The organism is Dongia mobilis (assembly GCF_004363235.1).
Taxonomy (GTDB): domain Bacteria; phylum Pseudomonadota; class Alphaproteobacteria; order Dongiales; family Dongiaceae; genus Dongia; species Dongia mobilis.
The window spans coordinates 200,856-214,026 of sequence record NZ_SNYW01000007.1 but is presented as its reverse complement, the minus strand read 5'-3'; the positions used below and the strand labels follow the sequence as shown (position 1 = coordinate 214,026).

Sequence of the window (13,171 nt, the reverse complement as noted above, 5' to 3'; positions counted from 1 at the left end):
TCTGGTTCCAGTCGGGGGCTTTCATGCGGCCTTATAGCCGCTGGACAGTCGGGGCGTAAACCGGGATTGTGGGCGTCATGACTGCGTCTTCTGCAACCCCCACCCCCCAACCGCAAATGGTTGACCCAAAAGCCGATAAGGCGCTTTCGGTCGCCGGACCCGGCGAAAGCGCAAGCGAAGAAATCCATTCCGAAGTAGCCATCGTGGGCGGCGGCATGGTCGGCATGGCGCTGGCCGCCGCCCTCGCCTCCAACGGCATCGAAACCTGCCTGATCGAGGCGGAGAAACTGCCCGACCTGACAGGCGAGGCCTTTGACGGCCGCTCATCGGCCATCGCCTATGGCTCGCAGCAGGTGCTGCACGGGATCGGCGCCTGGGATTTCATCGCGCCCGAGGCCGAGCCGATTCGCGACATCCGCGTCTCGGACGGCGCCTGGCACGTCAAGGGCGGTGATCGCGGTATCGCCAGCCCGTTCTTCGTGCATTACAGCTTCATGGACCTGCCGCCGGGCTCGGTGCCGGGGGCCAGGGGCCATGACCAGCCGCCCTTCGGCTGGATCATCGAGAACCGGGCGGTGCGGCGCGGCCTGCTCCGGCGCCTCGGCCAATGCGACAACCTCACCCATCTCAGTGCGGCGCAAGTGGTCGAACTTGACCTCGGCGCCGAACGGCGCATCGTGCATCTGGCCGACGGGCGGCGGGTCAGCGCGCGCCTGGTCATCGCCGCGGACGGACGGCAATCGGCGCTGCGGCGCATGGCCGGAATCGGCGCCCGCGAGCTTGGCTACAATCATGCCGCCATCGTCTGCACGGTGACCCACGAATTGCCGCATGAGGGCGTCGCGCACGAGCATTTCCTGCCCATCGGCCCCTTCGCCATGCTGCCGATGACAGATAATGTCGATGCGGCGGGAAAGCGGCGCCACCGTTCCTCGATCGTCTGGACCGAGGATGCGCGCGTCATTCCGCTGCTGCTGAAATTGTCCGATGCGGAACTGGGCCAAGAGATCATGCGCCGCTTCGGCGACACGCTGGGCCGGGTGATTCCGATCGGCCCCCGCTTCACCTATCCCCTCAAACTGGTGCTGGCCGACACCTATGTGCGGGAGGGCCTGGCGCTGGCCGGCGACGCCGCCCATGGCATGCACCCCATCGCCGGCCAGGGCTTCAACATGGGGGTGCGCGATGTGGCAGCCCTCGCCGAGGTGATCGTCGATGCGCACCGCCTCGGCCTCGATTATGCCAGCCTCGGCGTGCTGGAGGGCTATGCGCGCTGGCGCCGCTTCGACAATCTCGCCATGGTGCTGGTGACGGACGGACTGACACGCCTCTTCTCCAACGACCTGCCGCCGCTGCGCCTCGCCCGCGATCTCGGCTTTTTCCTGTTCAACAAGGCGAAACCCCTGAAGCGCCTCGCCATGCGCCACGCCATGGGCATCGTCGGCGACCTGCCGCGCCTGGTGCGGGGCGAGCGGCTCTAGCCGGCATCCCCGCCGAATGCCTTCAGAAATGCCCGCTCGCCCGGTGGGGTGAAGGCGATGACGCGGCTGTCCGGCGCGCGCCGCGCCCAGCCGAGGTCCTGGATCCGCGCGAGCAGGGCCGCGCCAAGGCCACCGGCCAGATGGCTCCTGCGCTCGCTCCAGTCGAGGCAATCGCGGCAGAGCGGCCGCCGCGCGGCGGTCAGTGGCGCGAGGTCGATGCCGAATTCGTTGCAGAATTCACGGCCCTTGGGCGCGAGATCGATGCCCGCACCATCGACGATGAAGGCCTGGCGCCGCTGCAGCGCCGCGTAGAGCATGACGCCGTATGCGCCGGCGAGATGGTCGTAGCAGATGCGCGCCTTCCTGAGGGCCGGTTCCTTCGGCCCGGTGCGAGTGCGCAGATGCCCGCTGCGCGCGGCAAGGCCGGAGAGGGTTTCCAGCATCTCGGCCACCTCATGATGGGCGAGGCGCCAATAGCGATGCCGCCCCTGCTGCGCCACCGCGATGAGGCCCGCCGCTTCCAGCTTGCCGAGATGGGTGCTGGCCGTCGCCGGGGTGATACCGGCCTCATTTGCCAATTCCCCGCTGGTCAGCGCCTTCCCGGCCATCAGCGCCTCCAGGATATTGGCCCGTGCCGGATCGCCGATGAGGGCCGCCACCCGGGCGATGTCGGGACCGCTGCGCATCTGCCGCCTCCTTTGCCATGGCGGCATCCTAGCGCAACAGCCGCCGGCATGCTTCGATGGCGATCGAAGGGTGGTCGGGAGGTCAGTGCTTGTGGCCGCAGCCGGAATGGTGCGTGTGGACGGGCACCCTGGCGGTCTTGGGGTCGCGGCTGAGGCCCTGGGCCTCGAGGCCGGCGAGGTAATCCGCCCAGATCTTATCCTGGTTGACGCCCAGTTCGTAGAGATAGCGCCACGAATAGATGCCGGTATCGTGGAGATCGTCGAATTCTAGACGGATGGCGTAATGGCCGACCGGCTCAATCTTCAGAATGCCCACATGCTGGCGTCCGGCGACGATGGTCTTCTGCCCCGGCCCATGGCCCTGTACCTCGGCCGAGGGGCTCTCCACGCGCAGCAATTCGGCCGGGTAGGAGAAGGTCCGCCCGTCATCGAAGGCGATCTCGAGGCGCTTTTCCGCCTGGATGTGGCGGATCTCGACCGGCCAGTGTTCGGTGCCGAAATTGTCGCTCACATCATTCCTCGATATCGAGCGGCCGCGCCTCGTCGACCAGCATGATCGGGATGCCGTCGCGGATGGGATAGGCCAAGCCCGCCGCCTTGCTCACCAGTTCCTGGCGCTGGCGGTCATAAACCAGTGTCGTCTTGCTCACCGGGCAGACCAGGATCTCCAGCAGCTTGGGATCGATCCCCGTCTCGAGTTCGCTCATGCCCTCACCCCTTCCGTCAGCACCGTCAATGCAGCCGGTGCTCGCCATCGGTGGCGCTGTGCACCTCGAACATCGCGGTCATCATCTCGGCCACGGCATCAAGATCGGCGCATTCCAGCAGCGACTGCTTTTCCTCAGGCTCCAGCGGCGACATCTGCGCCATGGCGATGACGAGGTCGTCATCAGCCACTTCCTCGATCCCCTTCCAGTCCAGCCGCGCCTGGCGCGTCTTCAGATATTCCTGCACGACCGAGAGGAAGCGCGGCCGGTCGGCCAGCTGGAACTCGTGTTCAGCCATGTCGTGGGAAAACGAGGTCCAATCCGGTACCACGCGGCGGAAGCCCTGGCGGTCGCTCGGCAATTCCTCGGCGATGCGGAAGCGGATGAGGCCGGAGAGCACGATCTGGTAGCGTCCGTCCGGCGTCTCCTCGAAGGAGACGATACGGCCGGCGCAACCGATATCGTGCACCGGCGGCCGGTAATCGGCGGCACCGACATCGGCCGGCAGCACCTTGTCGGCGCCGGGCTCCATCGGCTGCACCATGCCGATGAGACGGTCCGGCCGCAGCAAGGCCGCCCGCACCATGGCGAGATAGCGCTTCTCGAAGATGTTGAGCGGCAGGCGCCCGCCCGGCAGCAGCAGCGCATTGGTCAGCGGAAAGATCGGCAGATCCTTCGGCAGATCGGCGAAGCCGGGATCGAATGGACCGAGCGAACCGGGACCGGGGCGCATGGATGCCTCTTGCCTTGCCAGGTTACGAGAAGAGGAGCGAAGAAAGGCGCCGCCGGCCGCTCAGGGTGAGCGGGTCGGTGGGGCCCATCGCCTCGAAGAAGGTGACGAGCTGTTTCCGGGCCGCTTCCTCGTTCCAGGCGCGGTTGACGCGCACGATCTCGAGCAGCTGGTCGATGGCACCCTCGCGGTCGCCGCCGGCGAAGAGCGCCTGGGCCAGCTCGTGCCGCGCCTCGAAATCCTTCGGATTGGCATCAACCCGGGCGCGCAGGGCATCTGCCTGGCCGGCCGCCTTCGCGCCGGCCTGCGCCACCTCGAGCTGGGCACGGGCGCCGGCGATGGCGGCATCGTTCTCCTTGCCCTTGGGCGTACGGCCGAGGAATTCGGCGGCCTGCTCCACCTCACCCAGGGCAATCAGGCAGCGCACGATGCCGGCGATGGCCTTCAGATTCTCCGGCTCGTGCTCCAGGATCTGACCATAGATCTCGGTCGCGGTCGCATGATCGCCCTCGGCATGGGCGGCGTCGGCCTGTTCCAGCGCGTCGTCGATCGGCGAGGGACCGCCACCGCCGCCGAGCTGCGCCAGGCGGCCGACAAAGGCCTTCAACTGGCCTTCCGGCTGCAGCCCCTGGAAACCGTCCACCGGGCGGCCCTGGAAAAAGGCATAGACCGCCGGGATCGACTGGATGCGCATCTGCCCGGCGAGGGCCTGGTTCTCGTCGACATTGATCTTGACCATGCGCACGGCGCCGCGCGCTTCCTTGACCACCTTCTCGAGGAGAGGACCCAACTGCTTGCAGGGTCCGCACCAGGGCGCCCAGAAATCGACGATCACCGGCACCTGCATCGAGGCGTCGATGACATCGGCCTTGAAGGTGTTCTGCGTCGCGTCCTTGACGAGATCCGCCGGCACCCCGCCGGCGGCGCCCGGTGCCGCGCCAATCAACTGATCCATTACCCCGAACTCCTGCAATATGGTCGCGATTTGGACGTATAGATGGGCCTTTTCCCGTCCCGCTTCAAGCGCCTAAACCGGGCCGGCGGCCGATGCTCCCCGGGATTTCCGCCCGGAATCAAGGCACTAGTCCAGATCCAGGATCTGGGGCTTGTGCCCCTCGGCCTCGAGGAATTTGACGAGGTCGGCCGGCGCGATCGCGGTCGATTTGTAATTGACCAGCGGATGCGCGTTGACCGGGTCGATTTCGGTCAGATGCCGGTCGAGCACCATCTTCACCTTGCCCGCCTTGTCGTTGATGACGGCAAAGGGCGTCACGGCGCCGGGCACCACGCCAAGATACTGCATGAGGCGCTCGGCCGAGCCGAAGGAAAGCTTGGCGTCGCCGCCGGTGGTGCCGGTCAGCTTCTGGCCGAGGGCTTTCAAATCGATGCGCCGCTCCTCCTCCACCGTCACCAGCCACATCTCTTCCTTCCGGTTGCGCAGGAACAGGTTCTTGATATGGGCGCCGGGCAGTTCGCCGCGTAAGTGCCGGCTTTCCTCGACGGTGAAGACCGGGTCGTGATCGACGGTGCGGGTCGCAATGCCAAGCTCCGCCAGGCGGGCGAAAAGCTGGTCCGGGCTGGTCGGGATCTGCGCCTGGGCCGCGATCGCGGCTGCGATCTGGGCGGCGCGGTCCTCAGGCTTGGGAGCGGGGGCAGTCTCGGCGGCCATGTCCGTCATTTCGCGAAACCTCGTTAACAAAACCGGCGCCGGGTATAGCCGGGGCAGGCGCAGAGGGCAATAACGGCCGGTCGGCACCCGCCCCGCGAATCGCCGTTTTGGCGCCAATCACTTGGAAAGATTAAATAATTACAGAGCTTGCAAATGCGGTCGCGATGCGTATGATGCGCCCCGCTCAGGCCACCCAGCGCGCATTGCCGCGCCGCCTGATGCCGAAACGGAGTGCGGGCGTAGCTCAGGGGTAGAGCACAACCTTGCCAAGGTTGGGGTCGAGGGTTCGAATCCCTTCGCCCGCTCCAGTTTGATATTTTAGATCAGATAGTTACGAGAAGCCGCCGCAGGGCGGCTTTTTCGTTTTATGCCGTGTCGCCACTATGTCGCCACGGATACAACAACTTTACCCTGCGGATTGTTGCCACCGCCGGCGTTACTCATTCGCGAAAAGCAATAGAATAGCCGGCCTTAGCTGCTATCTTTGCGCGATTTTGTTTCTCCAGCCGCATTCAGGCCACGGCGCCAAGAGCGTTTGTTCCAATAAAGTCTGCGCTTCCCACTTCTGACAGGGCTGCGCTCAAGAAATTATCTTTATCAAATTTGCCAACTTCCTTGTTTTCTTGCCGGAATAGCCAAGCAAGACGTTTGGGATGATCATCCGTTGCCCCGAAAGAACTCAAATGAAATTGTCCTCGACTTTCGCAATGGCGCTAACGCGTTTGGCTGTATTTCCAACTGGCCTACATACCGAGTCTGCTCGATTTTCCCGGTGAATTTGGTCGATTGCAGGCCCGGACGCGCAGACGGGTTCCGAAAGACAATTGCAAGGTTTACTTCCTTATCAGCGGCAGCTTTTGCAATTGGACGTATTGCGGGCCGATTGTAGAGGGCTTCGATTTCCCACGTCCTATTCAAGTCAGAGAAGTAGTCGCTAAACCATCCGCCCATGACCGGCGCGCTCCAAAGCAATCTCCATACTGACTAGATGAAGAAAACAAACGCCGCCGTAAGCGCCACTATTGCAGCGACTCGGAGGCTTCCTAACAATGCTGCCAATGGCTTTAACGGCTTAGGTCTTTGTGCATCCCTAACGAGTGAGTCGAAATGTCGAGATACGTAACAATTGACACACTGAAATGGGCACTCGCGCAACTGAAGGACAGCTGCAACGGACTGTTCGTCGATTTCTTGCTGCTGAAGCGCGATGGCTTGGGGCCGGGCAACCCGGTGACAATCAACACTAAGTCGACAGAGCCGTCCGCAAAACGGCTGATGGGCATCCTAAAAAGCGATGGTTCCGTTGTCGATAAAGATCATGTGTTCTTCAACCCGTTCGTAGCCCAGTGGAGGCATGAAGGATACCCACGATCCGGTACCTATTCGACGTTGGACCGAAGCAAGACCTTTGCGAGTATCCTGACTGCGCATCGCCCCGGCATCGGGATGACGCTATCGCTCGGCACCGACTATATAGACGCAGTTCAACAGCAACTTCGGCGGTCCAAAAACAAGCCGCTTCAGGTGCCGCTTGAAGCATTAGCGGCGTGGGCTCTTCGCTATGACACTCTGCCGGACGACATAACGGTTGAGGAAGTGGTCGAGAAGTTTGCAACAGAGTATCAGCTCAGCTCTGATGAACGTTCGTCGTTCTTCAGCGCCCATGGGGATGTTCCACAACCATTCTTTGCGGATGAACCGTTGGTCAAAGACGCTCTGGTAACTCATCTGATGGAAATTGCGCCCTCTGAAGAACAGCCGTCAAACCAAAAGGGGGTTGAGAGTGTCATAGAAGACTTACCCGAAGACCTCATCGAATTTTTACGAGACAGCCTCATTTTGCCCGAGGCACTGTTGCGACAGCTGGCAACACTCCTACGTGCAGGCAAGCACATCATCCTGACTGGCCCGCCCGGCACTGGAAAATCGACCCTTGCTGGCAAGCTGGCCCAAGTGAGCGAGAGGTTCTCTAGCGCGTTCTCATTTCCGCATTCTAAAGGGCACATCTTCACAACGGCCACCGCTGATTGGACGACATTTGACACGCTTGGCGGTTACATGCCGAAGCCAGACAGCGCGGAGCTTCAGTTTCAGGAAGGGCTCTTCTTGCAAGCTCTCCGTGAGAACAAATGGCTAGTCATCGACGAGTTAAATCGAGCTGACGTCGACAAAGCGTTTGGACAACTCTTCACTGTCCTATCCGGCCACAGTGTGACAATGCCTTACAAGGCAGGAGATGGCAAAAACGTACAGCTGGTTTTCGACCGAAACTCTGCTCAATCTGGCTTTGACAAGGATACCGGATCGTACGTGTTGGGACGGGATTGGCGGATCATCGCCACGATGAACACCTTTGATCGCAACTTGCTTTTCCAATTATCAGCCGCATTTGTACGTCGTTTTGCTGTCGTTCATGTTGGCATCCCAGAGCAGGCCGAACTGATAGAGTGGATTGAGGGGCGCGGTCTCGCTCCAATCGAACTCAATTTGGTGTCCAAGTTGATCGCGGTTATGTCAGATGTTCGACCTCTTGGGCCTGCGATATGGAGCGATCTCGTTGACTACATGGAAATGCGGACCAAGCACTCAATTGGTGCGAGCGGCGAATTTTCCGAAGAGGCATCATTCACGGATGCCGTTATCGCATACGTGCTGCCGCAACTAGACGGATTGGATCGTGAATCACTCCAGTCGGTCGAAGCGGGCTTGATCGATCTGATCGAAAATCCTGCTGAGCGAGCACGCCTCCGAAGCACATTTAAGGATGTCTTTTAGTTGTGGACCGATGACGATTTCCAGCGAGTTCTAGACGGGGTTTCCCGGCTCGGCTGGCTTGTTCTCAGGAGATTTTCCGCATCCTATCGGCCTTCTGACATACTTGCCGCTTTTGCTTGTTTGCCGCGCGGCGAATTCGATCTTCTTCGGCGGCTGCATTTTGCGCTGAGTGAAGAGGCGTCTCACTTTCTGGCTGAGCACGTGCCAGCTTTTGTACGACTGACACCTACGACCACGGAACATGTCGTGGAGGATCGCCGCGGAATGCCCAGGGGACGCGTAGATTGGCTTCGGACTTATGCCAAGCGTACGCAGTCGGCGGGAGACCCCACGAGGTTCGTGACACGGCCTATCGAACGTACCAGTGATAGCCCCGCGGCGAGGTTGTTCGCATATCTGCTGTCAAAAATCAGCGAAAATGCTGACTGGCTGGGGAAGCGCAAGGTCCCCGATTTCGCGTTAACTCAAATTGCTGATGGAGGCGTGATTGCTCGACGCAATCACGCCATCTTGAGAGGACGGGGTGTGCGGACGCCGTCCCAGCTTGATGGGCGCGAGGTTGCCCCACTTCGCAAAAGTCGTCGCCCCGACGTCATCTCGGCGGTGCGTCTGTTCGACATGTATGTGCATCTCGTCGAACTTGCAAATGAGAACCTGCTTCGGAACCTTCTGAAGCAGCGCCAAATGGCTCCCGAGAACCTTGACGACTTGTTTGAGGTCTGGACCCTTCTGACCTTGGTAGAGCTGCATCTCAAAGAGGGGTGGGAGCTGACTGATGCCTACCTTATCGGCGGTGAGATTGGAGCCAAAAGGCCGAGGTTTACACTCGCGAGGGGTGATGTCAGGACGGAACTTTTCTTTCAAACGGTCCCTGCGGAGATGGGCAAAGCCAGCGCGTACAAGAATATTTTCGAGGACTACGACATCGACGTGACTATGCGTCGACCTGATATAACGGTGAAGATCAGTGCGCCTGAGGGAATGCAGTACTTAATTGTCGAGGTCAAACGCACTCGTGATCAAGGGTACATTCTCGACGGAGTCTATAAGACGCTGGGATATGTCGCAGATTTCCGCAGCATAATCGGTCCAAATGCACCGCTTGCACTCCTGATTGTCTGGGATGGGATCAAGCGCAAAACGAGCGGCTTCACCGATAGTCCGATCCATATCGCTACGGCATCGGAATTCGAGGCAATGTCACTCCCGTATTGACGTTTTGCTCGAAGGAGGGCGCTTTCTGGAAGATGCTTTGTCTGTATCTCTCGCAGCAGCCAACTTGTAGTTGGCGAGATCAACGTACTCTGAAGAAACGTCGAAACCGACGAACCTTCTACCAAGTTTGATGGCCGCCACCCCGCTAGTCCCTGAGCCAGCGAAAGGATCGAGAACTAATCCGTCTTTCCGCGTTGAGAGTGAGATACAGCGACCAGGCAGGGCTAATGGGAACTGTGCGCCATGCCCGTTGCCGCCAGAAGATGTTGGCAAGTTCCAAACGTCCGTTACTTTATCTTGCTCTGACAGAGAGTTTCTCCCACCCAGCATTGCCGGGGTAGTGCGAAATGCAGCTTTATCGAACACTGGATTTCGTACTTTCGATAGATGAATGATATGTTCTACAGATCGCGTCACACGTGACGCGGTCGGTTCGGGCATTGAACCATCTTTATTCCAAGAAATCACGGATTTGACTAAGTACCCAATACGGCTGGCGCGTTCTGCAATTCGTTGAGGGATTAAGCACTGCTCACCGTCGAAAAGATACGCATGCCCGGCACTGTAGCGTCGGCAATTCTGCTCAGTCCACTTTCGACGATCTAGTCCCTTCATTGCGCGAAGAGTTTCTGCGGCATTTCCGCGAATTTGCGTTCTAGTGTTGAACGTGTCCCCGACGTTCCACCATATCGATCCTGTCGTCGCCAGTTTGGGCATTAGCAGGTGAAGCATCTCAACAGAATGCCGGATGAACGCCTCGGGTGTTTGCTCGTGCCCATAGGGGCAAATTTCGCCGTCGGCCCATTCGACGTTTTTGGGCGTCCCGTAGATACGTACGGCCCAGTATGGACTTGAGGTCACTACGCAGTCTATGGACTCATCATCCAGCGATGGTATCAGCTTATGCGCGTCTCCGCAGACTACCTGCCCGAGCGAGATGGGGCTTGGTTTCAGCTTCTCGACTGTCCTTCGTGACGCGAGAAGCTCAAGATATGCAGCCACTCGACTTCTTGGCACGAATGTTTCTGCCGCGTCATCAAGAAGAAGGAGGCGCTCGACCTCCTGAAATCCAATCGGCTGCTTTGTCCCAAGTACCTTTCGGACATAGGCCGGCTGCAACCCCACAATGGGAGAAACTTCTTCGATGGAGAACTTAAGTGGTCCCTCGCTGGTGGGACGGACCCAACCAACCTGAGAGCTGCTTGGATGGATGTCGGGCCACCCTTCTACCTGGTTCCTGACCTTCACTGACATTCCATTGCGTCCTTTCTATCCGGCAACGGAGAATCAACGACACTCCCTTCTTTGTCGCTCATAGCACGGTTAAGAAATCGCCGCATGTTCTTGTTTTACCCCGCACTGGGTTTGATTTCTGACTGGGCATAATTAATCGTTGACGCTCTCTATATAAATTCTTGTAATGCGTGTCTTCGCAAACTGACCAATCGGAGAGTGCCGCAACTTTCGTCACGGCACCTTCCTTTTCTACACTTCCGATTTCTCTGCTACTTCCTTCAATGATAGACCCTGAATTTTCCTGTTCCTGAAAGTGCTTTCCTGCTCCGTTACGATCCGGTATCTGCTTTCAATTTTTGATGTGATAGTTACTTCCCGGTATCTCTTCTATTCATTTCCGTTTGCTTATTCTCTTGTCCGTTCATTTTTCATCTGATGTCTAAGTTGATAAGTTTAGTGGAGGCAGTTATCTCGCCTCGGGCAGTGACAGCACGATCGAATTCGCACTCCATGAAATGACTCGTGCCGTATTCACCATAGCAAGTCATGGTAAGAGTTGAGTGCGCCACGGGCAGATGACTGTTGAGGTCGCTGCCCCTCGCACTTCCATACTGCTGTGCTCCCGATTCCAAAAACTTCTTGTTCCCAGAGACTCTTGGCGGGAACACTCTCCGAACTACGTGTCTGTCTTTCTAATTCGATTCGACATTGACGAGCCTATGGCAATAGATCGAGGTGCATATTCGCGTTTCTTCTAGATTTTTTGGCTAGAAGAATCTGACAGATACGAATTCCCTCTTTCGAATCGCGCATTTATTGTCAGCTTGGTTCGCTCTATTTCACTGCATTTCATAGACAAGGCGCCAGTTGTGACCGCGTCTAGGAAATCAGATGGTCTGCTAACTCATTAGCATTTCAGCGATGAAACTCCCTGCGTTCAAACGGCGTCGAAGGCACGACGCTCATCAAAGCACAACATCATCATCTTCCGTTGTCGGAGGCATTCCCGTCTTCAGATATTCTATGGATCGCTTCAACATTTCAGCCCATTCAGCCCACTGAGGTTGATGGGTCTTGGAAATACGGCCGAGATGCCTTTTTACGCTAACCCGTAAATCCCGAAGCGACCATGTGCCGCTAATCTCGCTGCGCCGCACTAACTCCTTTACGATACCGTCACGAAAATAGACCGGCGATGCGGGTGCATCCCATGGACGACGTATGCGCTTTATCTCTCTTGGCGATACGAAGAGGCATCCATTTCGTTGCGGCAGCATACTGAGGGCATTTTGGGCTAAACCGCTCAAATAGACATTGTAGGACAATCCATCACGCGGACCGGGACGCCGCCATATCCCCCTTAGCAAATCAATCTGATCCGCTTGTAACTGTCTGATATCTTCCATTGCCTCACTGGTGGAGATGGCAATTGCGATCATTGGGTGCCAGGGCGCCCCCAGCTGTTCGGCGGCCAGGTAAATGGCGGCCAACTCATCGACGCTAAGAAATCTACTGCTTCGTGGGATTGGTGAAGGAAGCCGGATGCGCCAAAGAGGATTCGCCCGGACAAATCTTTCATCCGCGCACCACGACATGAATGCCCGTAGTGACTTCAATAGATTCAGGCCGCATGATCTATTGATAGATGATTGATGTTGGACAATTTTAACAAGTTCGGCACGGGATATTGATCTCAGTTGACGGTCGACAAGCCCTGGAAGAGCATGTTGTCGGATGTGGTTACAGGCTGTCTTGTGCCACTCGGAAGGTTTGCGGCCAAGCCTCTGCCCGTAGAGACTGAAGGCAGCTCCAAAGGCAATACTCTCTTTCGTTCGTGCCGGCCTTGCTTCATCGCCATTGTAGGTCGCGGCTACGGCTTGGCAGGCGGAATTAATGGCCTCATTGATTGAATAATCGTGAATTGAGCCGATGGTTTCGTAGCGGCGTCTGCGAGCATTATACCCTCTGTATCGAACGATAAACGCTTTCGTGCCGTTCTCTCGAACGCGCAATTGCAGTCGCGCTTGAACTTCGTCATTGCCGATACTCAGCTCTCCGATATCGACCTGATACTCTTTTTCCCTGATTTTCAGACTCAGGATGTCTGCGTTCGAGATGTTCGTCAGAGGGGAAAAGTGTGCCGCCAACAAGTCGCTCTCCTGAATACCATCGGCCCAAATGTAAGCCGCCCATGAGGTTATGGGCGGCTCACCGGGTTTTGGGCTAGTCGCGTCGAAGTTCGACAGCTTCTGCGTTCAGATACTTTCCGATCTGCGGAATCGTTGCGGTGGTGTAGATGCTGGGGCCACTCATCGCATAGACGATCGAGCCATCCGGCCCGTTCGCACGCGCGCCCGCAATTTGGCTTCGACGCACCAAGGCGCCACCGCCCATCGACGCGGGCAACAGGATGAAGTCGTCGCCATTCTGATTAAGTTCGTTGCTCATTATCTACTCCTTCGGTTGAGGTTACAGACTTGATGCGGACAAAAGCGCCCACTCTCAAATAGAACCACACCTATTGGTAGTGTCAAATTTCCAATTTCAATTGGGGCGTATCCGTCGCTCGACGGCCTGATTTTCGGCATGAGTGTGCTGCGGTTCCGCTTGAACCGGGCGCGTTGAGGTGGATTCCAATGGGACGGATGTTCGACTTCTGATCCAGACTTCGA

Annotated in this window: 12 protein-coding genes and 1 tRNA gene; 4 read left to right on the top strand and 9 right to left on the bottom strand. The window is 58.3% G+C overall.

Annotation, left to right across the window (positions count from 1 at the left end; all coding sequences use genetic code 11):
• Window positions 1-116 precede the first annotated feature (116 nt).
• Window positions 117-1,481: a UbiH/UbiF/VisC/COQ6 family ubiquinone biosynthesis hydroxylase gene (locus tag A8950_RS06730; RefSeq protein WP_133612870.1), complete on the top strand. Its 1,365-nt coding sequence runs from the start codon at window positions 117-119 to the stop codon at window positions 1,479-1,481.
• Here the strand turns inward: A8950_RS06730 and A8950_RS06725 are convergent.
• From A8950_RS06725 to A8950_RS06700, 6 genes are all read right to left on the bottom strand, one after another.
• Window positions 1,478-2,167: an ArsR/SmtB family transcription factor gene (locus A8950_RS06725; protein WP_133612869.1), complete on the bottom strand. Its 690-nt coding sequence runs from the start codon at window positions 2,165-2,167 to the stop codon at window positions 1,478-1,480. The genes A8950_RS06730 and A8950_RS06725 overlap by 4 nt on opposite strands.
• An 82-nt stretch (window positions 2,168-2,249) precedes the next feature.
• Window positions 2,250-2,678 (bottom strand): gamma-butyrobetaine hydroxylase-like domain-containing protein, encoded by a 429-nt coding sequence (locus A8950_RS06720; RefSeq protein ID WP_133612868.1) that lies wholly within the window; start codon window positions 2,676-2,678, stop codon window positions 2,250-2,252.
• Window position 2,679: 1 nt separating this feature from the next.
• Window positions 2,680-2,874: a Trm112 family protein gene (locus A8950_RS06715; protein ID WP_133612867.1), complete on the bottom strand. Its 195-nt coding sequence runs from the start codon at window positions 2,872-2,874 to the stop codon at window positions 2,680-2,682.
• A 25-nt stretch (window positions 2,875-2,899) separates the two neighbouring features.
• Complete coding sequence (locus tag A8950_RS06710; RefSeq protein ID WP_133612866.1) at window positions 2,900-3,607, bottom strand: LON peptidase substrate-binding domain-containing protein; 708 nt, start codon at window positions 3,605-3,607, stop codon at window positions 2,900-2,902.
• A gap of 22 nt (window positions 3,608-3,629) precedes the next feature.
• Window positions 3,630-4,559, bottom strand: a complete 930-nt coding sequence (locus tag A8950_RS06705; protein ID WP_133612865.1) for a thioredoxin family protein — start codon at window positions 4,557-4,559, stop codon at window positions 3,630-3,632.
• Between the two features lie 126 nt (window positions 4,560-4,685).
• Window positions 4,686-5,282: a prolyl-tRNA synthetase associated domain-containing protein gene (locus A8950_RS06700; protein WP_243735552.1), complete on the bottom strand. Its 597-nt coding sequence runs from the start codon at window positions 5,280-5,282 to the stop codon at window positions 4,686-4,688.
• Between the two features lie 224 nt (window positions 5,283-5,506).
• Here A8950_RS06700 and A8950_RS06695 point away from each other — a divergent pair.
• From A8950_RS06695 to A8950_RS06685, 3 genes are all read left to right on the top strand, one after another.
• Window positions 5,507-5,581: transfer RNA gene (locus A8950_RS06695), tRNA-Gly, on the top strand.
• 799 nt (window positions 5,582-6,380) lie between these two features.
• Window positions 6,381-8,048: an AAA family ATPase gene (locus A8950_RS06690; protein ID WP_133612864.1), complete on the top strand. Its 1,668-nt coding sequence runs from the start codon at window positions 6,381-6,383 to the stop codon at window positions 8,046-8,048.
• Window positions 8,049-9,263 (top strand): hypothetical protein, encoded by a 1,215-nt coding sequence (locus tag A8950_RS06685; RefSeq protein ID WP_133612863.1) that lies wholly within the window; start codon window positions 8,049-8,051, stop codon window positions 9,261-9,263.
• On the opposite strand, the gene A8950_RS06680 is transcribed toward A8950_RS06685, so the two are convergent.
• The 3 genes from A8950_RS06680 to A8950_RS06670 all read right to left on the bottom strand — a co-directional run bounded on the left by A8950_RS06680 (window position 9,249) and on the right by A8950_RS06670 (window position 12,947).
• On the bottom strand, window positions 9,249-10,517 hold the full coding sequence (locus A8950_RS06680) for a DNA-methyltransferase (RefSeq protein ID WP_133612862.1): 1,269 nt from the start codon (window positions 10,515-10,517) through the stop codon (window positions 9,249-9,251). The genes A8950_RS06685 and A8950_RS06680 overlap by 15 nt on opposite strands.
• A gap of 947 nt (window positions 10,518-11,464) precedes the next feature.
• Window positions 11,465-12,649 (bottom strand): integrase family protein, encoded by a 1,185-nt coding sequence (locus A8950_RS06675; protein WP_133612861.1) that lies wholly within the window; start codon window positions 12,647-12,649, stop codon window positions 11,465-11,467.
• Between the two features lie 73 nt (window positions 12,650-12,722).
• Window positions 12,723-12,947: a hypothetical protein gene (locus A8950_RS06670; RefSeq protein ID WP_133612860.1), complete on the bottom strand. Its 225-nt coding sequence runs from the start codon at window positions 12,945-12,947 to the stop codon at window positions 12,723-12,725.
• Window positions 12,948-13,171: the final 224 nt, after the last annotated feature.

What these genes read in the sequence shown, in the direction of transcription:
- A8950_RS06725 (WP_133612869.1), bottom strand. Translation starts at nt 2,167, where the DNA reads ATGCGCAGCGGTCCCGACATCGCCCGGGTGGCGGCCCTCATCGGCGAT.
- A8950_RS06710 (WP_133612866.1), bottom strand. Translation starts at nt 3,607, where the DNA reads ATGCGCCCCGGTCCCGGTTCGCTCGGTCCATTCGATCCCGGCTTCGCC.
- A8950_RS06670 (WP_133612860.1), bottom strand. Translation starts at nt 12,947, where the DNA reads ATGAGCAACGAACTTAATCAGAATGGCGACGACTTCATCCTGTTGCCC.
- A8950_RS06730 (WP_133612870.1), top strand. Translation starts at nt 117, where the DNA reads ATGGTTGACCCAAAAGCCGATAAGGCGCTTTCGGTCGCCGGACCCGGC.
- A8950_RS06690 (WP_133612864.1), top strand. Translation starts at nt 6,381, where the DNA reads ATGTCGAGATACGTAACAATTGACACACTGAAATGGGCACTCGCGCAA.
- A8950_RS06680 (WP_133612862.1), bottom strand. Translation starts at nt 10,517, where the DNA reads ATGTCAGTGAAGGTCAGGAACCAGGTAGAAGGGTGGCCCGACATCCAT.
- A8950_RS06715 (WP_133612867.1), bottom strand. Translation starts at nt 2,874, where the DNA reads ATGAGCGAACTCGAGACGGGGATCGATCCCAAGCTGCTGGAGATCCTG.
- A8950_RS06705 (WP_133612865.1), bottom strand. Translation starts at nt 4,559, where the DNA reads ATGGATCAGTTGATTGGCGCGGCACCGGGCGCCGCCGGCGGGGTGCCG.
- A8950_RS06700 (WP_243735552.1), bottom strand. Translation starts at nt 5,282, where the DNA reads ATGACGGACATGGCCGCCGAGACTGCCCCCGCTCCCAAGCCTGAGGAC.